Source organism: Streptomyces sp. NPDC043996 (assembly GCF_056435225.1).
Window position 1 is genome coordinate 142,736 of sequence record NZ_JBWKEY010000016.1, and the last position, 17,648, is coordinate 160,383.

General features: G+C 73.2%; 18 protein-coding genes and 1 riboswitch. Of the genes, 9 read left to right on the top strand and 9 right to left on the bottom strand.

Annotated features, from left to right (window positions below):
• Positions 1-23 precede the first annotated feature (23 nt).
• The 3 genes from AC07A4_RS34490 to AC07A4_RS34500 all read left to right on the top strand — a co-directional run bounded on the left by AC07A4_RS34490 (position 24) and on the right by AC07A4_RS34500 (position 3,298).
• The gene (locus tag AC07A4_RS34490) at positions 24-650 is read left to right on the top strand and encodes a TetR/AcrR family transcriptional regulator (RefSeq protein ID WP_478606543.1); all 627 of its coding nucleotides are present in this window, start codon (positions 24-26) and stop codon (positions 648-650) included.
• 389 nt (positions 651-1,039) lie between these two features.
• On the top strand, positions 1,040-1,654 hold the full coding sequence (locus tag AC07A4_RS34495; RefSeq protein ID WP_478606546.1) for a DUF4126 domain-containing protein: 615 nt from the start codon (positions 1,040-1,042) through the stop codon (positions 1,652-1,654).
• Positions 1,655-1,753: 99 nt separating this feature from the next.
• Positions 1,754-3,298 (top strand): phytoene desaturase family protein, encoded by a 1,545-nt coding sequence (locus AC07A4_RS34500; RefSeq protein ID WP_478606548.1) that lies wholly within the window; start codon positions 1,754-1,756, stop codon positions 3,296-3,298.
• Positions 3,299-3,327: 29 nt separating this feature from the next.
• Here the strand turns inward: AC07A4_RS34500 and AC07A4_RS34505 are convergent, their stop codons facing one another.
• The 5 genes from AC07A4_RS34505 to AC07A4_RS34525 all read right to left on the bottom strand — a co-directional run bounded on the left by AC07A4_RS34505 (position 3,328) and on the right by AC07A4_RS34525 (position 7,756).
• On the bottom strand, positions 3,328-4,275 hold the full coding sequence (locus AC07A4_RS34505) for a hypothetical protein (RefSeq protein ID WP_478606550.1): 948 nt from the start codon (positions 4,273-4,275) through the stop codon (positions 3,328-3,330).
• A gap of 46 nt (positions 4,276-4,321) precedes the next feature.
• A complete protein-coding gene (metF, locus tag AC07A4_RS34510) occupies positions 4,322-5,242 on the bottom strand; it encodes a methylenetetrahydrofolate reductase [NAD(P)H] (RefSeq protein WP_478606552.1) in 921 nt (306 codons plus the stop codon).
• Between the two features lie 146 nt (positions 5,243-5,388).
• Positions 5,389-6,051, bottom strand: a complete 663-nt coding sequence (gene thiE / locus AC07A4_RS34515) for a thiamine phosphate synthase (protein ID WP_478606554.1) — start codon at positions 6,049-6,051, stop codon at positions 5,389-5,391.
• Positions 6,052-6,126: 75 nt separating this feature from the next.
• Positions 6,127-6,492: an Rv2175c family DNA-binding protein gene (locus AC07A4_RS34520; protein WP_478606557.1), complete on the bottom strand. Its 366-nt coding sequence runs from the start codon at positions 6,490-6,492 to the stop codon at positions 6,127-6,129.
• 97 nt (positions 6,493-6,589) lie between these two features.
• Entirely contained in the window at positions 6,590-7,756 is a 1,167-nt protein-coding gene (locus AC07A4_RS34525) for an NAD(P)/FAD-dependent oxidoreductase (protein WP_478606768.1), read from the bottom strand.
• A 118-nt stretch (positions 7,757-7,874) separates the two neighbouring features.
• Positions 7,875-7,986: riboswitch (TPP riboswitch) on the top strand.
• Here AC07A4_RS34525 and thiO point away from each other — a divergent pair.
• From thiO to AC07A4_RS34550, 5 genes are all read left to right on the top strand, one after another.
• The gene (thiO, locus tag AC07A4_RS34530; RefSeq protein WP_478606559.1) at positions 7,984-9,297 is read left to right on the top strand and encodes a glycine oxidase ThiO; all 1,314 of its coding nucleotides are present in this window, start codon (positions 7,984-7,986) and stop codon (positions 9,295-9,297) included. (Overlaps the previous riboswitch by 3 nt.)
• Positions 9,294-9,515, top strand: a complete 222-nt coding sequence (thiS, locus tag AC07A4_RS34535) for a sulfur carrier protein ThiS (RefSeq protein ID WP_478606560.1) — start codon at positions 9,294-9,296, stop codon at positions 9,513-9,515. Before thiO ends, thiS begins: the two co-directional genes overlap by 4 nt.
• Positions 9,516-9,520: 5 nt before the next feature.
• Entirely contained in the window at positions 9,521-10,315 is a 795-nt protein-coding gene (locus AC07A4_RS34540; RefSeq protein WP_478606562.1) for a thiazole synthase, read from the top strand.
• A gap of 90 nt (positions 10,316-10,405) precedes the next feature.
• Complete coding sequence (gene pknB, locus AC07A4_RS34545) at positions 10,406-12,454, top strand: Stk1 family PASTA domain-containing Ser/Thr kinase (protein WP_478606564.1); 2,049 nt, start codon at positions 10,406-10,408, stop codon at positions 12,452-12,454.
• A 245-nt stretch (positions 12,455-12,699) separates the two neighbouring features.
• Positions 12,700-13,575 carry a deoxyribonuclease IV gene (locus tag AC07A4_RS34550; RefSeq protein ID WP_478606567.1) on the top strand — a complete coding sequence of 292 codons (876 nt, stop codon included), beginning with the start codon at positions 12,700-12,702 and terminating at the stop codon, positions 13,573-13,575.
• A 17-nt stretch (positions 13,576-13,592) separates the two neighbouring features.
• On the opposite strand, the gene AC07A4_RS34555 is transcribed toward AC07A4_RS34550, so the two are convergent.
• Entirely contained in the window at positions 13,593-14,225 is a 633-nt protein-coding gene (locus AC07A4_RS34555; RefSeq protein WP_478606569.1) for a sulfite oxidase-like oxidoreductase, read from the bottom strand.
• Positions 14,226-14,380: 155 nt separating this feature from the next.
• On the opposite strand from AC07A4_RS34555, the gene bfr reads away from it, so the two are divergent.
• Positions 14,381-14,860 (top strand): bacterioferritin, encoded by a 480-nt coding sequence (bfr, locus tag AC07A4_RS34560; protein WP_478606571.1) that lies wholly within the window; start codon positions 14,381-14,383, stop codon positions 14,858-14,860.
• Here the strand turns inward: bfr and AC07A4_RS34565 are convergent.
• The 3 genes from AC07A4_RS34565 to AC07A4_RS34575 form a co-directional block, all read right to left on the bottom strand.
• Positions 14,857-15,108, bottom strand: a complete 252-nt coding sequence (locus tag AC07A4_RS34565; protein WP_478606574.1) for a (2Fe-2S)-binding protein — start codon at positions 15,106-15,108, stop codon at positions 14,857-14,859. The two genes, bfr and AC07A4_RS34565, sit on opposite strands and share 4 nt — an antisense overlap.
• A gap of 134 nt (positions 15,109-15,242) precedes the next feature.
• The gene (locus AC07A4_RS34570) at positions 15,243-16,598 is read right to left on the bottom strand and encodes a class II 3-deoxy-7-phosphoheptulonate synthase (protein ID WP_478606575.1); all 1,356 of its coding nucleotides are present in this window, start codon (positions 16,596-16,598) and stop codon (positions 15,243-15,245) included.
• Between the two features lie 84 nt (positions 16,599-16,682).
• On the bottom strand, positions 16,683-17,615 hold the full coding sequence (locus tag AC07A4_RS34575) for an SRPBCC family protein (RefSeq protein WP_478606577.1): 933 nt from the start codon (positions 17,613-17,615) through the stop codon (positions 16,683-16,685).
• Positions 17,616-17,648: the final 33 nt, after the last annotated feature.

The window sequence follows — 17,648 nt, forward strand, 5'->3', positions numbered from 1 at the left end:
CGAAACCTGTGAAAATCACTCCCATGGAACGAAGCGCAAGCAGCGCGAGCAGCACGCGCCGCGAGGCCACCCGGCAGAAGCTCTACGAGGCAGCCGTCACCCTCATCGCGGAACAGGGTTTCTCCGCCACGACAGTTGACGAGATCGCCGAACGGGCGGGAGTCGCGAAAGGCACGGTCTACTACAACTTCGCCAGCAAATCCGTCCTCTTCGAAGAGCTGCTGCGGCACGGCGTCGGGCTGCTCACCGCCTCCCTGAAGACCGCGGCCGAGGAGGCCGCCCTCCAGGGCGGCAGAAAGGTGGACGCGCTGGACGCGATGATCCGCGCGGGCCTCGTGTTCATCGACCGCTATCCGGCCTTCACCCAGTTGTACGTCGCCGAGCTGTGGCGCACGAACCGCGCCTGGCAGTCCACGTTGATGGTCGTCCGGCAGCAGGCCGTCGCCGTCGTCGAGGACGTCCTGCGCGCGGGCGTCGACAACGGCGAGCTGAGCGAGGAGATCGACGTCCCCCTGACGGCCGCCGCGCTCGTCGGCATGGTCCTGGTGGCCGCGCTCGACTGGCAGTCCTTCCAGCCGGAGCGCTCCCTGGACGACGTGCACTCGGCGCTGTCCCGGCTGCTCCAGGGGCGGGTGAGCGGAGGAGGCTGACCAGCCCGGCGCGTCACCCGTTCGTACGCTTCCCCGGCTCGCGTTCGCCCGCGGCGCCACGACGCGACAGCGCCGGTCCGGCGCGCCCGCTTGGACGGACGCACCGGACCGGCGCTCCCTGTTCCCCCGTGCGACCCCCGTGGTCCTTCCCCCGGTCGCCCCCGTTGTGCACTCCCGCCGGGGCGGGAGCAGCGGCCAAGGACGCCGCCCGTTCCGCCGCCCCGTGTCGGCGGTGCCGGTGCCGCGCCCTTCTCCGTGTCATCACTCTCCCGTCCACGCGGTCCTGGCCCCATCCGCGCGCGTACTCATCTCCGACACTAGGTACGGATACTCAGACCAGGGCACTCACGCGCGGGCCGGAACGCGGCCTACTGGTTACGATCACGTCCGTGTCCGTACTTCCCCTGGTCTTCACCAGCGGCTGGGCCAGCGGGATCAACGCCTACGCGGTGGTCCTGCTGCTCGGCGTGTTCGGCGCCACGGGGGTCTCCGACGACGTGCCCGAGTCGCTGCAGAGCCCGGGGGTGCTGATCGCCGCCGGGGTGCTCTTCGCCTGCGAGGCCGTCGCCGACAAGATCCCGTACGTCGACTCGCTGTGGGACACCGTGCACACCGTCGTACGGCCCCTCTCCGGGGCCTGGGTGGGGGCGCTGCTCGCCGGGCAGAGCGGATCCCTCTCCGATGTCGCGGCGGGCGCCATCGGCGGCTCCACGGCCCTGGCCAGCCACGCCGTCAAGGCCGGGACGCGGATGGCGGTCAACACCTCGCCGGAGCCGTTCAGCAACGCCCTCGTGAGCCTCGCCGAGGACCTCGGCGTCGGCGGCGTGGTCAGCTTCGCGATGTTCCACCCGGAGGCCGCGGCCGTCATCGCGGGCGTGCTGCTGCTGATCGGCCTCGTGCTGCTGCTGTTCCTCGCGTCCCGGATCCGCCGGTTCCTGCGGCGCAGGGCGCAGCGCCGCGAGGAGCGGCGCCTCGCCGCGGCGGCCGGGCGGCCACCGGACTGAGGCCGCCAGAGGCCGCCTGAGGCCGCCTGAGGCCACCGGCCCGGCGGGCGCCGAGGGTGGCCGTCGGCGTTGTCAGTGGCGGCGGATAAAGTCCCTGGCATGGCACGGATTGTGGTGATCGGCGCCGGGATGGGCGCCATGACGGCCGCCGCCCGGCTGGCCGTGGCGGGCCACCGGGTGGTGGTGCACGAGCGCGCGCGGACGTTCGGCGGTGCGCTCGGCCGCGTGGAGCGCGACGGCTTCGCCTTCGACACGGGCCCGGCCCTGCTGCACCTGCCCGCGGTCTACCGCGACCTGTTCGTGAAGACCGGCAAGCAGCCCCTGGAGGACTGCGTCGAGCTGTCCCAGGTCGAGCCCGCCGTCCGCCACGTCTTCGCCGACGGCACGTCCGTCGACCTGCCGAACGCCTCGCGCGCGGGCGTCGGCGAGGCGCTGGACGAGGCGCTCGGCGCCGGTGCGGGCGGACGCTGGGCGGCGTTCATGAACCGCGCGCGGGAGGCCTGGGACCGCACCCGCCGCCCCCTCCTCGAAGAGCCGCTGTGGCCCAACTGGCAGGTGCTCGCCGAGCGCGAGCCCTATCCCTCGGTCGCCCAGCGCCGCCTGCTGCGCCGGGAGCGGCGCGCGGCCACGCTCGCCGAGATCGGCGCCTTCGAGCTGGACGGCGAGCCCCGGCTGTGCGCGCTCCTGGAGCACCACGCCCTCGCCCACGGCCTGGACCCGAGGACGGCCCCGGCCAGCGCGGCCGTCCTGCCGTATCTGGAGCAGACCTTCGGCACCTGGTCCGTGCGCGGCGGCCTGCGCGCGCTCGCGACGGCGGTGTACGAACGGTGCCTGGCCCGCCGGGTCGAGTTCGTCTTCGGTTCCGCGGTCACGCGCGTGGTGGTCAAGGACGGTCACGCGGCGGGCGTGGAGCTGGCGGACGGGACCGTGGTGGACGCCGACTTCGTGGTGGCGGGGGTCGCGCCCGGCGCGCTCGACCGCCTGCTGCCCGGCGAGGACGTGCGGGCCCCGGGCGAGGTCCCCGCCCAGGCCGTCATGCCCAGCCGCCTCACCGTGCTGCTCGCCCTGCGCGGCGCCCGCCCGGAGGGCACACCGCACCGCACGGTGCTGCACACGCCCGACCGCGCGGACGAGCTCGGCCGGGTCTTCGGCCCCCACCCCGGCGTGCCCGCCGCCCCGACGCTCACGATCCTGCGCCCGGACGACCCGACGGCCACACCGGACGCGGACCACGAGGCGGTGACGCTGACCGCCACGGTCCCGGCGACGACCAGCGGCACGGGCACCGCGACCAGCACAGACAACACAGGCACCGCCGCCGTCACGGACGCGGACGTGCGGCGGCTGATCGACCGTGCCGAGGCCGTGCTCCCCGGTCTGCGCGACCGCCTCCTCTGGCACGAGGCCCGCACGCCCGCCGACATCGCGGAGGCCACCGGCGCCGACGGCGGCGCGGTCCCCGCACCCGCCCTCGCGGCGGCGGCCGGACGCTGGCTGCACGCGGCGAACAGCACGGCGGTCAGCGGCCTGTTCGCGGTCGGCGGCTGGTCGCACCCGGGCGGCGGCCTGCCGCACGCGGGCATGTCCGGGACGATGGTCGCCGGGCTGATCGTCGAGGGGCCGGAGTTCCGCGGCTCCCAGTGAGCCGCGGCCCGCCGCCTCTAGGCGAGGGATCAGTACCGGTACTGCTGCTCGCCGTTGTACCCGGGCTCGTAGCCGAACGCGTTCCCCGGCTCCCGCTCGGGCCCGGCGTCCGGGAACGGCGGATAGGGGGGCTGCTCGGGCAGCGGCTCCGCGCCGTAGGCGCCGGGCGCGGACTCGCCGGTGCGCTGGTGCGGGACCCACACGCCGCCGGGCGGGGTGTCCTGGTAGCCCCCGCCGTAGCCGTCGGTGCCGTAGGGGGCGTACGCGGGCTGGTCGCCGTAGGCGTCGTAGCTCGGCTGGGCGCCGTACGTCTGCGGGCCGATGTACGGGTCGGAGTAGGCCGCGTACCGCTGCTCGCCCGTCTCGCCGTACGCGAAGTGCAGGGGGTCCTGCTGGCCCTGCGGGGCCTGCGCGGCGTAGGTGTCGAAGGCATAGCCGTCGCTCGTGGCGGGCGGGGCCTGGGGGGCGTCGGCGTACACGCCGTACTGCCCGGTGTCGTCGGGCATGGGCTCCGGTGCGTAGACCCCCCGGCCCTCCGAAGCGTCCTGGTCGCCCGGGAACGGCTCGGAGGACTGGACCTCCATCATGGCCGTGGCGTCCAGGTCGTCGGGCGCGGACGCGCCCGGCGCGGCCCCGGCCCCATCGTCGTACTCCAGGCCAGAGACCTCGAGCGTCGGGCGCGGGGCGGCGGCGCCCGCCTTGCGGCGCTTGCTCGCGCCGGGCTTGCCGCCGATCGACCAGCCCGTGGAGAAGCCGCGGCGGAACGACAGCGTCACATACGTCTGTCCGACCGCGAAGGCGATGGCGCCCGCCGCGATCACCCACACCGCCGAAAGCATCACGCCGACGACCACGCCCAGGAAGCCCCCGAACGCGAGCAGCCGCCAGCGGAGCCGCGCCTTGTACTGCAGCAGCACCTCGCCGAGCAGCCACAGAGCGACCACGCCGAACGCGAAGTAGAGGACCGTCAAGCCCATGTACGCCCCTCTCCCCAACGGTCGCAGCCGTGCGGGGTACGACCGGTCAGGCCTGCGGGTGGTGCAGGCCCAGATTCTCGTAGATCTCCAGCGTCGCCGTGGAGTTGTTCAGCGTGATGAAGTGCAGCCCCGGCACGCCCTCGGCGAGGAGCCGCGCGCAGAACTCCGTCGCGAACTCGATCCCAATGGAGCGTACAGCGGCCGGATCCTCCCGCGCCGCGAGGATCCGCTCTTTGAGGGCGGGCGGGAAGTCGGCGTTGCTGAGCTGCGGCAGCCGCTCCAGCTGGCGCACGTTGGTGACCGGCATGATCTCGGGGATGATCGGCGTCTCGCAGCCCGCGGCGCCGACCCGGTCGCGCAGCCGCAGGTATTCCTCGGGGTGGAAGAACATCTGCGTGATCGCGTAGTCGGCGCCCGCGCGGCACTTGTCGACGAAGTGCCGTACGTCCGTGTCCCAGTCGCGGGAGCGCGGGTGCATCGCGGGGAAGGCGGCGACGCCCACGCAGAAGTCGCCCGACTCCTTGATGAGCTGGACCAGCTCGGCGGCGTACGTGAGCCCCTCGGGGTGCTTGATCCACTCACCCATCGGGTCGCCGGGCGGGTCGCCGCGCAGCGCGAGCATGTTCCGGATCCCGGCGTCGGCGTACTGCCCGATGATGTTGCGCAGCTGGGCCACCGAGTGGTCGACGGCGGTGAGGTGGGCGACCGGCGTCAGCGTCGAGTCGGCGACGATCTGCTGGGTCTCCTTCACCGTGCCCGCGCGCGTGGAGCCGCCCGCCCCGTACGTCACGGAGACGAAGCTCGGGGCGACGGCCTCGACCCTGCGGAGCGATTTCCACAGGCTCCGCTCGCCCTTCGGGGTCTTCGGCGCCGAGAACTCGAACGAATACGTGGTCTTACCGGTCGCGAGCATGTCACGCACCGTGCGTGCGCGATCCGTCCTGGTCGAAGCAGTGCCTAGGGCCATACCGGCAGGTTAGCCAGGCCTGGCCGGTCGCCCAACCAGACGTAGGCAATATGTCCATTTAGTCAGCCCGCTGTCCACCCCTCGGACACTTCCGGGCTGTTGATCAGACAGATGTACGTACATCCCGGCGCGACGGACGGGTGTGCTCAGGCCGCGCGCAGCCGCTTCGCGAAGGCCGCCGCGGCGGCGCCGGGGTCGTCCGCCGCCGTGATCGCGCGGACGACGACCACCCGGCGGGCGCCCGCCGCGAGCACCTCGTCCAGGTTGCCCGCGTCGATGCCGCCGATGGCGAACCAGGGGCGGTCCGTGCCGAGCGCGGCGGTGTACCGGACCAGGTCAAGGCCCGGGGCGTGCCTGCCCGGCTTGGTGGGGGTGGGCCAGCACGGGCCCGTGCAGAAGTAGTCCACGCCCTCCTGCGCAGCCGCCGCGGCGGCCTCCGCCTCGGAGTGGGTGGAGCGGCCGACGAGGACGTCCTGGCCCAGGACAGCGCGGGCCGCGGGCACCGGCAGGTCGCCCTGGCCCAGGTGCAGCACGTCCGAGCCGATGGCGTGGGCGACGTCCGCGCGGTCGTTCACGGCGAGGAGCTTGTCGTGGCGGCGGCAGGCGTCGGCGAAGACCTGGAGGTGCTCCAGCTCCTCGGCCGCCTCCATGCCCTTGTCGCGCAGCTGCACGATGTCGACGCCGCCCGCGAGGACGGCGTCCAGGAACTCCGGCAGGTCGCCCTGGCGCTTGCGCGCGTCCACGCACAGATAGAGCCGCGCGTCCGCGAGCCGAGCGCGTGCGGAGCCGCCCGCCGTTTCGGTGGCCATGGAACGTTCCCCCCGGGTGTCGGTGGCGTACGGGCCGGGCGGGTGCCCGGGCCCGTACGCCAAGTGGTGGTCAGGTCAGACGGCGAGCGCCTGAGCGCGCCGCTTCACCTCCGTGCCGCGATTCTCGCTCAGGGCCTGCGCGGGAGTCCCGGGCAGGCTCGGGTCGGGGGTGAAGAGCCACTCAAGGGCCTCTTCGTCGGTGAAACCGTCGTCCCGCAGGAGCGTCAGCGTTCCGGCCAGGCCCTTGACGACTTTGTCGCCGTCGATGAAGGCCGCCGGAACCTGAAGCGTCCTGTTCTCGCCTCGGCGCACGGCGATCAGCTGGCCCTCCTTGACCAGCTGCCGCACGCGTGTCACCTCGATGTCGAGCATCTCTGCGATGTCGGGGAGGTGCAGCCAGGCGGGGACGAGAGCATCGGTCTTTGCGTCAATCTCGGTCACAGATCAAGCGTGCCATTTCCGGCCGGGGGCCGGTAGCCGGGGGTGGTGCTTCCGCCTGGGGACCGGGCGGGCGCCGCGGGGATCCGCCAGCGGGCCCCTAGGCGCGGGTCGCCTTCTTGACCGGGGTCGCGGGGTCGGCCAGCAGGGCGGCGTCCATGGCGGTGGCCGATTCGATCAGCTTGCGGGCCTGTGCCAGGTCGCGGGGGCGGCCTACCGCCAACAGGGCGACCAGGGCGCCGTCACGGAGCCAGCACACCGACCACGAGGGGGTCGCGGGATCGCCGCGCCAGACCAGCTCGTCGGCGGCCGCGTGCTGGCCCGCGTACTGGACGAAGCGGCCGAACTGCTCCGACCAGAAGTACGGCACGGGGTCGTACGCGGCCGGCGCGTCGCCGACGATGTCGGCGGCCACCGTGCGCGGCCCCTGGACGGCGTTGTCCCAGTGGTGGACGAGGAGGCGCTCGCCGTACCGCCCGGACGGGAAGGAGGCGCAGTCGCCGACCGCGTACACGTCGGGCACCGAGGCGCGCAGACGCGCGTCGGCCACGACCTCGCGGTGGACTCCGAGCTCGATGCCGGAGCCCGCGAGCCAGGACGTCGCGGGCCGCGCGCCGATGCCGACGACCACGGCGCCCGCGGGCAGCCGCGTGCCGTCGTCGAGGAACACCGCGCCGGGCTCGACGCGCGCCACGCGCGCGTGGGTGCGCAGTACGGCGCCCGCGTCCGCGTACCAGGCCGCCATCGGAGCCGCGACCTCCGCGGGCAGCGCCCCCGCCAGCGGGCCCCCGGCGGCCTCCACGACCGTCACGGCACAGCCCGCGTCCCGCGCGGCCGTGGCGAACTCGGCGCCGATCCAGCCCGCGCCGACGACGACCACGTCACGCTGCTCGGCGAGCACGGGCCGCAGCCGTTCGGCGTCGTCGAGCGTGCGCAGCAGATGCACCCCGGGAACGCCCTCGGAGCCGGGCAGGCGCATCGGCTCGGCGCCGGTCGCGAGGACCAGGCTCTCGTACGCGACCGGGCCCGCCGCCGTGTCAAGTTCGTGGTCGGCGGGCCGCACACCGGTGACCTCGACGCCCAGCCTGAGCTCGATGCCGAGCGCCTCGAAGTCGATGTCGAAGGCGGAGCCCTCCGCCTTGCCGAGCAGCACGGCCTTGGACAACGGCGGCCTGTCGTACGGCTGGTGCGGCTCCGCGCCGATCAGCGTCACCGGTCCGGTGAACCCCCGCTCCCGCAGCGCCACGGCCGTCTGCACCCCGGCCATCCCCGCGCCGACGATGACGACGCGCCGCTCCGCCTGCCCCTGCTTCCGCTGATCGCTCACCCGGTCAACTGTAGGACGGCCCCCCGCACCCGGACACGACGGGCTAGGGTGGCCGGTGCAGAGCACTCGCGGGAGCCCGGACGACCGGGCTGAGAGGGAGGCTGGACGGCCTCCGACCGTACGAACCTGATCCGGGTCATGCCGGCGAAGGGAGGGGCTGGACGCCCATGCGTTCCCATACGAAACCATCGGACGCGCCGCATTCTCGTACCCCGTCACCATCCGTCGGGACACCAGCGGTCCAAGCACCAGCTGTCCAGGCACCAGCTGCCCGCACCGCCGACGTCCTCGTCGTCGGCGGTGGTGTCATCGGCCTCGTCACGGCCTGGCGGGCCGCGCGGCGCGGCCTTTCCGTCACCGTCGTCGACCCCGCGCCGGGCGGCGGCGCCGCGCAGGTCGCGGCGGGCATGCTGGCCGCCGTCACCGAGCTGCACTACGGCGAGGAGACGCTGCTGGGCCTGAACCTGGCCTCCGCGCGCCGCTATCCGGAGTTCGCGGCCGAGCTGACGGAGGCCTCCGGCGCGGACATCGGCTATCGCGCCTGCGGCACGCTCGCCGTCGCGCTCGACGCCGACGACCGCGCCCACCTGCGCGAACTGCACGCCCTCCAGCGGCGGTCGGGCCTCGATTCGCAGTGGCTGAACGGCCGCGAGTGCCGCCGCCTCGAGCCGATGCTCGCCCCTGGAGTGCGCGGCGGGCTGCGCGTCGACGGCGACCACCAGGTGGACCCGCGCAGGCTCTCGGCGGCGCTCCTGGTGGCGTGCGAGCGCGCCGGAGTGACCTTCACGCGCGCGTGGGCCGAGCGTCTGACGGTCGCAGGGGACCGGGCCACCGGTGTCGTCCTCGCCGACGGCGGCGCGCTCGACGCCGGGCAGACCGTCCTCGCCGGGGGCAGCGTCAGCGGCCGCCTCGCCGGGGTCCCCGAGGACGTCGTGCCGCCGGTGCGGCCCGTGAAGGGACAGGTCCTGCGGCTCACCGTGCCCCCGCGGTACGCGCCGTTCCTCAGCCGCACCGTGCGGGCCGTCGTCCGCGGCAGCCACGTCTACCTGGTGCCGCGCGTCAACGGCGAGCTCGTCGTCGGCGCGACCAGCGAGGAGCTCGGCTGGGACACGACGGTCACGGCGGGCGGCGTGTACGAACTCCTGCGCGACGCCCACGAGCTGGTGCCCGGCATCACGGAGCTGCCGCTCACCGAGACCAGGGCCGGGCTGCGTCCCGGCTCGCCCGACAACGCGCCGCTGCTCGGGCCGACCGCGCTGCCCGGCCTGCACCTGGCCACCGGCCACTACCGCAACGGCGTGCTCCTGACCCCCGTCACGGGCGACGTCATGGCCCACGCCCTGACCACCGGCGAACTGCCCGCCGAGGCCCGGCCCTTCACGCCGCTGCGCTTCGCCGCGCACCCCGCCTCTTCGGCACACCCCACCCCTTCGGCTTCGGCGCACCCGACGCCCAGGAACCTCTCGGAGCTTTCCGTATGACCACGCCCCCCGCCGTCTCCGCCATCTCGGTCAACGGCGCGGCACGTGACGTCGCCGCGGGCACCACGCTCGACGCCGTCGTCGCCGAGCTGACCGCCGCGCCGTCCGGCGTCGCCGCCGCGCTCAACGAAACCGTCGTCCCACGCGCGCAGTGGGCCACCACCGCGCTCCGGGACGGCGACCGCGTCGAAGTCCTCACCGCCGTCCAGGGAGGCTGACGACCATGGCGGACGACCCTCTCGTCATCGGCGGCCTCACCCTGTCGTCCCGGCTGATCATGGGCACGGGCGGAGCGCCGAGCCTCGACGTCCTCGAGCGCTCCCTGGTGGCCTCGGGGACGGAGCTCACCACCGTCGCGATGCGGCGCGTCGACCCGGGCACGCACGGCTCGGTCCTCTCCGTCCTTGAGCGGCTCGGCATCCGCGTCCTGCCCAACACGGCGGGCTGCTTCACCGCGGGCGAGGCCGTCCTCACCGCCCGCCTGGCCCGCGAGGCGCTCGGCACGGACCTGGTGAAGCTGGAGGTGATCGCCGACGAGCGCACGCTCCTGCCCGACCCCGTGGAACTGCTCGACGCCGCGGAGACCCTCGTCGACGACGGCTTCACCGTCCTTCCGTACACCAACGACGACCCCGTGCTCGCCCGGAAGCTGGAGGACGTCGGCTGTGCGGCCGTCATGCCGCTCGGCTCCCCCATCGGCTCCGGGCTCGGCATCCGCAACCCGCACAACTTCCAGCTCATCGTGGAGCACGCGCGCGTGCCGGTGGTCCTGGACGCGGGCGCGGGGACCGCGTCGGACGTGGCGCTCGCCATGGAGCTGGGGTGTGCCGGGGTGATGCTCGCCTCGGCGGTGACGCGGGCGCGGGAGCCGGTGCTCATGGCGGAGGCCATGCGGCACGGCGTGGAGGCGGGCCGCCTCGCGCACCGGGCCGGGCGCATCCCCCGGCGGCACTTCGCCGAGGCGTCGTCCCCCGCGGACGGCCTGGCGGCGCTGGATCCGGAGCGGCCCGCCTTCTGAAGCCCGGGCTCGGTCACAGCTCCGCTGCAGTCTGCCCCGGGCGGGGCCCGGGGCGGCCTCGGCGTCAGTGGCGGCTCGTAGACTCCCTCCGTGGACACGACCCTTAAGGACCCCCTCGTCGGGCAGGTGCTCGACGGGCGGTATCGCGTGGACGGGCGGATCGCGGTCGGCGGGATGGCCACGGTCTACCGGGCCGTGGACACCCGCCTCGACCGCGTGCTCGCGCTGAAGGTGATGCACCCGACGCTGGCGGCCGACGCCTCGTTCGTCGAGCGCTTCATCCGGGAGGCCAAGTCGGTCGCCCGCCTCGCCCACCCGAACGTGGTCGGGGTCTTCGACCAGGGCACCGACGGCCCGTACGTGTATCTGGCGATGGAGTACATCGCGGGCTGCACCCTGCGCGACGTGCTGCGCGAGCGCGGCGCGCTGCGGCCCCGGGCCGCCCTCGACATCCTGGAGCCGGTCCTCGCCGCCCTCGGCGCCGCGCACCGCGCGGGATTCGTGCACCGGGACATGAAGCCCGAGAACGTCCTGATAGGGGACGACGGCCGGGTCAAGGTCGCCGACTTCGGCCTCGTCCGCGCGGTGGACTCGGTCACGAACACCACGGGCACCGTCCTCGGCACGGTGTCGTACCTCGCCCCCGAGCAGATCGAGCACGGCACGGCGGACACCCGCGTGGACGTGTACGCGTCGGGGGTCGTCCTGTACGAGATGCTGACCGGCGCCAAACCGCACTCCGGCGACTCCCCCGCCCAGGTCCTCTACCAGCACCTGAACGAGGACGTGCCGCCGCCGTCCGCCGCCGTGCCCGGCCTCGCCTACGAGCTGGACGCGCTGGTCGCCTCCGCCACGGCACGCCGTCCCGACCTGCGCCCGCACGACGCGGTGGCGCTCCTCGCACAGCTGCGGGAGGCGCGCTTCGCGCTCACCGCCGAGCAGCTGGACACGGTGCCGCCCGGGGCCCGCACGGCCGAGCGGGCCAGCAGCGACCACACCCTGCACATCGGCGGCGCCCACAGGACCCGCGCCGCCAACGGCTCCGGCGGCTCCGACGCCGCCAGCAGCGCGGAGGACCGTACGAGCGTCCTCCCGCGCGGAGGGCACGCGACGCAACTGCCGCTGCCCACCGCGCCGGAGGGTGTCGGCGGGGACCCGCTGAACCGCACCAGCGTGCTGCCCACGCCCCAGCCGCCCGCGCAGCCGCCCCGCAGGCCCGCCTCCGTGCGCGACCGGATCCGGCAGCGGCTGACCCGGCGCCGCGGGGTGACGGCGGCCATAGCCGCCGTCCTGCTGGCGCTGGGCATCGGCGTGGGCGTCTGGTACATCAACTCCGGCCAGTTCACGGAGGTGCCGCCGCTGCTCGCCAAGACGGAGGCGGAGGCCCGCGAGCGCCTGGACGCCGCCGGGCTCGACGTCCGCAAGGTCAAGAGCGCCCACAGCGACACCGACAAGCGCGGCACGGTCATGGCCACCGACCCCGGCGTGGGCGAGCGCATCCGCCAGAACGGCAAGGTCACGCTGACCGTCTCGCTGGGCCCCGAGACCGTGAAGGTCCCGGACCTGGAGGGCACGCCGCTGGCCAAGGCCAAGAAGCGGCTGGACGACGCGGGGCTCGGCGCGGGCATGGTCACCAAGGCCTTCAGCGAGGACGTCCCGAAGGGCGCCGTCATCAGCAGCGACCCGAAGGCCGGGACGGTCCGCAGGACGGGCACGGCCGTGGCGCTCGTCGTGAGCAAGGGCACGCCCGTCGACGTCCCGGACGTCGTCAGTGACTCGGAGAGCGACGCGCGCGAGGCGCTCGAGGACGAGGGCCTGAAGGTGAAGATCGCGCCCGAGCGGGTCACCTCCGACGAGGACAAGGGCACGGTCGCCCGGCAGTCGCCGAAGGCGGAGGAGCGGATCGCCGTGGGGGACACGGTGACGCTGGTGCTGTCCAAGGGGCCGCCGATGGTCGAGGTCCCCGATGTCGAGGGCATGAGCGTCGACGAGGCGCGGGAGGCTCTGGAGGGGGCGGGGTTCGCGGTCAAGGTGGACCGGGGGCTGCTCGGGCTCTTCGGTGACACGGTGAAGGACCAGTCGGTGGACGCGGGCGACGAGGCCCCCAAGGGGTCCCGGATCACCATCACGATCCGCTAGGCCCAGCGCCCGCGTGGGACGCCCCAGACCCGCCCCTTCCCGAACTGGGGCTCCGCCCCAGACCCCGCTCCTCAAACGCCGGAGGGGCTGAAACTTCGCAGCCACGGCCGGGAGATCCAGCCCGTCCGGCGTTTGAGGACGAGGCGCGAAGCGCCAATGCCTTTCGGGGGTGGCAGGGGGCGGAGCCCCATGGTTCGGGAAGGGGCGGGTCTGGGGCGCCCCGCGAGGGCCCGCACAATGGGGGCATGAGCAGGCAGTCCCCCCGCACCCCCCGCAACCCCGTCGGCAGCCACGTCCCCGTGGCCGGAGGCCTGGCCCGTACCGGCCTCGCCTACGCCCGCGACCTCGCCGCGGAAACCGTCCAGGTCTTCGTCGCCAACCCCCGCGGCTGGGCGACCCCGCCGGGCAACCCCCAGCAGGACGAGGAGTTCCGCGCGGCCTGCGCGGCCGAGGACATCCCGGTGTACGTGCACGCGCCGTACCTGATCAACTTCGGCTCGCACACCGAGGCGACCGTCGAGAAGTCGGTGGCGTCGCTGCGGCACTCCCTGCGCCGCGGGCGCGAGATCGGGGCCCTCGGCGTCGTCGTGCACACCGGTTCGGCGACCGGCGGCAGGCACCGCGACGTGGCCCTTCGCCAGGTCCGCGAGCGCATGCTGCCGCTGCTCGAGGAGCTGACGCACGACGACGACCCGTATCTGCTCCTGGAGTCGACCGCGGGCCAGGGCTCCTCGCTGTGCTCGCGCACCTGGGACTTCGGCCCGTACTTCGAGGCCCTGGACGCCCATCCGAAGCTCGGCGTCTGCCTGGACACCTGCCACATCTTCGCGGCCGGGCACGACCTGGCCGGGCCCGGCGGCGCCAAGCAGACCCTTGACCTGCTGGTCGACACCGTCGGCGAGGGGCGCCTTAAACTGGTGCACGCCAATGACTCCAAGGACGTCGTCGGCGCCCACAAGGACCGGCACGAGAACATCGGCGCGGGTCACATCGGCGAGGAGGCGTTCCGGGAGCTGATCTCCCACCCCGCCCTCGACGGCGTGCCCCTGGTCATCGAGACGCCCGGCGGGAAAGAGGGCCACGCGGCGGACGTGGCGCGCCTGAAGGAGCTCAGGGGCTAGCGGGGCAGCGGGACGAGTCAGAGCTCGGGGCCGTCCCCGGGCTCCTCCTGGTAGGAGTAGCGCTGCTCGCGCCAGGGGTCGCCGAGGTTGTGGTAGCCGCGCTCCTCCCAGAAGCCGCGGCGGTCGGCGGTCATGTACTCGATGCCCCTGACCCACTTCGGGCCCTTCCACGCGTACAGGTGGGGCACCACGAGCCGCAGCGGGAAACCGTGCTCGGCGGTGAGCAGTTCACCGCCCTTGTGCGTGGCGAAAATCGTGCGCTCGGAGCGGAAGTCGGCCATCCGCAGGTTCGAGCTGAAGCCGTACTCGGCCCAGACCATCACATGGGTGGCGTTCGGCGCGGGCGGGGCGAGTGCGAGCACCTCGCGGGCGAGCACGCCGCCCCATTCGGCGCCCACCATGCTGAACTTCGTGACGCAGTGCAGATCGGCCACCACCGTCGCGTACGGCAGCGCCGAGAACTCCTCGTGCGTCCAGGAGTGCTTCTCGCCGTCGGCGGTGGCGCCGAAGACCCTGAAGTCCCAGCGCTCCGGGCGGAACTTGGGCACGGGGCCGTAGTGCGTGACCGGCCAGCCGCGCTGCAGTCGCTGCCCCGGCGGAAGCTCCGGCCCCGCCACGTCTCGAGATGTGCGACCCACCGGCTGACCCATGACTCCATCCTGACAGACCGGAAGCGGTGGACGTGACCAGGTATACGCGGATTCGGGCAACTCCTACTAAGCCTGCACTTACTGGACGCCCCTCGGACGCCAGTGCAAGGATGCGCGCTACCTGCCAGTCCCCCCGCTTGGAAGGAGCCTCTGCGATGCAGGGCGACCCCGAGGTCATTGAATTCCTCAACGAGCAGCTGACGGCCGAGCTCACCGCGATCAACCAGTACTTCCTGCACGCGAAGATGCAGGAGAACAACGGCTGGACGAAGCTCGCGAAGTTCACGCGGTCCGAGTCGATCGACGAGATGAAGCACGCCGAGGTGCTCACCGACCGGATCCTGTTCCTCGACGGCCTGCCCAACTACCAGCGGCTGTTCCATGTGCGCATCGGCCAGTCCGTCACCGAGATGTTCCAGGCGGACCGCCAGATCGAGGCGGAGGCGATCGACCGCCTCAAGCGCGGGATCGAGGTGATGCGCGCCAAGGGCGACATCACGTCCGCGAATATCTTCGAGTCGATCCTCGCGGACGAGGAGCATCACATCGACTATCTCGACACCCAGCTCGAGCTGGTGGAGAAGCTCGGCGAGCCGCTGTACATCGCCCAGCTCATCGAGCAGCCGGAGAGCTAGGCCGCCTCGTCCAGGCCGGAGAGCACCGGCTCTCCCTGGTCCACGAGCTCACGGCGCGGGCACGCGCTCCGGCCGAGCAGTGCCTGGATGCGTCGTACGCACGAACCGCAGTCCGTGCCCGCCTTGCAGGCAGACGCTATCTGGCGGGGGGTGCAGGCGCCGTCCGCCGCGTGCTTCCTCACCTGCGCCTCGGTGACCCCGAAACAGTTGCAGACGTACACGCGGTTCACCTCCCGGACAGGACTCATCGGTAGCGCCGTCCCGATTGATCGGTGAGGCTAACCTAACCTTACCCGCGACATCGGGTGCGCAAAAGCCCCGGATGTGCCGGTGGGGCACGGATCACACGGATCCGTGCCCCACACGTGCGTAAGAGCGAGAGCTACTGGTCCCGGTACATCTCCGCGACCAGGAACGCCAGGTCAAGGGACTGGCTGCGGTTGAGCCGCGGGTCGCAGGCCGTCTCGTAGCGCTGGTGCAGGTCGTCGACGAAGATCTCGTCGCCGCCGCCCACGCACTCCGTGACGTCGTCGCCGGTCAGCTCCACGTGGATGCCGCCGGGGTGGGTGCCGAGCGCCTTGTGGACCTCGAAGAAGCCCTTGACCTCGTCGAGCACGTCGTCGAAGCGGCGGGTCTTGTGGCCGGAGGCCGCCTCGTAGGTGTTGCCGTGCATCGGGTCGGTGATCCAGGCCACGGTGGCGCCGGACGCGGTGACCTTCTCGACCAGCTCGGGGAGCTTGTCGCGGACCTTGTCGGCGCCCATGCGGGCGATGAAGGTCAGGCGCCCGGGCTCGCGCTCGGGGTCGAGGCGCTCGATGTACTGGAGCGCCTCCTCGGCCGTGGTCGTCGGGCCGAGCTTGATCCCGATCGGGTTGCGGATCTTGCTGGCGAACTCGATGTGCGCGCCGTCCAGCTGACGGGTGCGCTCACCGATCCACACCATGTGGCCGGAGACGTCGTACAGCTCGCCGGTGCGGGAGTCGACGCGGGTCAGCGCCGACTCGTAGTCCAGGAGCAGCGCCTCGTGGGACGAGAAGAACTCGACCGTCTTGAACTCCTCCGGGTCCGTGCCGCAGGCCCGCATGAAGTTGAGCGCGTTGTCGATCTCGCGGGCGAGCTGCTCGTAGCGCTGGCCGGAGGGCGAGGACTTCACGAAGTCCTGGTTCCAGGCGTGCACCTGGCGCAGGTCGGCGTAGCCGCCGGTGGTGAAGGCGCGCACCAGGTTGAGCGTGGACGCGGAGGCGTTGTACATCCGCTTCAGGCGCTCGGGGTCCGGGACGCGGGCCGCTTCGGTGAAGTCGAAGCCGTTCACGGAGTCGCCGCGGTAGGTCGGCAGCGTCACGCCGTCGCGGGTCTCGGTCGGCTTGGAGCGCGGCTTGGAGTACTGGCCCGCGATGCGGCCGACCTTCACGACGGGCACGGAGGCCGCGTAGGTGAGGACGGCGCCCATCTGGAGGAGGGTCTTGAGCTTGGCCCGGATGTGCTCGGCGCTCACCGCGTCGAAGGACTCGGCGCAGTCGCCGCCCTGGAGGAGGAACGCCTCGCCCCTGGCGACGGCTCCCATGCGGGCGCGCAGCTGGTCGCACTCCCCCGCGAAGACGAGGGGGGGATAGGAGCTGAGCTCGGCGATGACGTCGCGCAGAGCCTCGGCATCGGGGTACTCAGGCTGCTGCGCCGCGGGCAGGTCGCGCCAGGTCGCCTTGGCGGCGACGGCTTGGGAATCAGCGTTCACGGTCACCTCGACAACCTTACGGGGTCGCGTCGGGTGCTCTTTCCCGCCGCCCAACTGATGAGACGGGCGGTGGACACCGCTCACCGCCCGTCAGGGGAGCACACGAGCGGGAGCGCCGCCCTGGGCGGTCGCGGCCCCTCGCGCCCGCTCGCCCGCGCTCGGGGCGGCGAGGGCGAGCGCCCGGTGCGTGCGCCGCAGCGCCATCCGGGCCAGGAGGGGGTGCCCTAGGCGCACCACGCTCCAGTAGGCGCGTCCGCGCGCGGTGTCGGCCCGCACGGCCGTGCTCAGGGTGACGTGCGCGTCGTCGACCAGGATCGACGCCCGCGCGGTCAGGCCCTTGACCTGGACGTCCAGGAGCACTTCCGGGCCCTCGCGGTCGAGGACCGGGAAGCCGCGCAGCACGCCGGTCCAGGCCTCGGGGTCGCGGGGCAGGCCGGGGAGCAGGGGCATGCGGTACGCGTCGCGGTATCCGGGGCGGTCGACGGCGGCGCGGATCAGGCGGGCACCCTCGGGCCAGTCGACGGTTTCCGCGCGGGGCCAGTCAAGGCGGTTGAGCAGTCGGACGCGGGGCGTCCAGCGGGTGGGGCGGGCGCAGGTGCCGGTCGCGGCGCGCTCGACGTTGTCCAGGAGCTCCTCGACGATCGTGTCGTGCAGCGGCCGGATGACCGTGGGCCACAGGAGCCGCTCCAGGCCCCGGGGCGTGATCTCCAGGACGTGCCGCACGCGGCAGCGGCGCTCCCCCAGCGGCTCGACGGTCAGCTCGTGGAAGCCGCCCGAGGCGTCGGTGAAGTCGAAGCGGACGCGGCGGCCGGGCTCGTACGCCACCACCCGGTAGCGCACCGGGCCGTGGCCGCCGACGGCGCCGACGGCGAGCGGCCGGTCGAAGGCCATCGGCTCCCAGGCGGGGGTCGGGAAGAGCGGGTCGTCCGGGGCGGAGAGCCGGTCGATCAGCGGCCCCACGGCCTCGGCGGGGCGCGGGATCTCCCGCTCGTGCACATTGCGTACGACATCCGGGACGAGCACGGCACACCTCCATACGCTGGCGTATGGTCAACC

Bases quoted from the DNA above. Each gene is read 5' to 3' on its own strand.
- AC07A4_RS34550 (WP_478606567.1), top strand. From the start codon at position 12,700: ATGAGCAGGCAGTCCCCCCGCACCCCCCGCAACCCCGTCGGCAGCCAC.
- AC07A4_RS34490 (WP_478606543.1), top strand. From the start codon at position 24: ATGGAACGAAGCGCAAGCAGCGCGAGCAGCACGCGCCGCGAGGCCACC.
- thiE (WP_478606554.1), bottom strand. From the start codon at position 6,051: ATGGCCACCGAAACGGCGGGCGGCTCCGCACGCGCTCGGCTCGCGGAC.
- AC07A4_RS34555 (WP_478606569.1), bottom strand. From the start codon at position 14,225: ATGGGTCAGCCGGTGGGTCGCACATCTCGAGACGTGGCGGGGCCGGAG.
- AC07A4_RS34525 (WP_478606768.1), bottom strand. From the start codon at position 7,756: ATGGCCGGGGTGCAGACGGCCGTGGCGCTGCGGGAGCGGGGGTTCACC.
- thiO (WP_478606559.1), top strand. From the start codon at position 7,984: ATGCGTTCCCATACGAAACCATCGGACGCGCCGCATTCTCGTACCCCG.
- AC07A4_RS34540 (WP_478606562.1), top strand. From the start codon at position 9,521: ATGGCGGACGACCCTCTCGTCATCGGCGGCCTCACCCTGTCGTCCCGG.
- metF (WP_478606552.1), bottom strand. From the start codon at position 5,242: ATGGCCCTAGGCACTGCTTCGACCAGGACGGATCGCGCACGCACGGTG.
- AC07A4_RS34505 (WP_478606550.1), bottom strand. From the start codon at position 4,275: ATGGGCTTGACGGTCCTCTACTTCGCGTTCGGCGTGGTCGCTCTGTGG.
- bfr (WP_478606571.1), top strand. From the start codon at position 14,381: ATGCAGGGCGACCCCGAGGTCATTGAATTCCTCAACGAGCAGCTGACG.
- AC07A4_RS34500 (WP_478606548.1), top strand. From the start codon at position 1,754: ATGGCACGGATTGTGGTGATCGGCGCCGGGATGGGCGCCATGACGGCC.
- thiS (WP_478606560.1), top strand. From the start codon at position 9,294: ATGACCACGCCCCCCGCCGTCTCCGCCATCTCGGTCAACGGCGCGGCA.
- AC07A4_RS34565 (WP_478606574.1), bottom strand. From the start codon at position 15,108: ATGAGTCCTGTCCGGGAGGTGAACCGCGTGTACGTCTGCAACTGTTTC.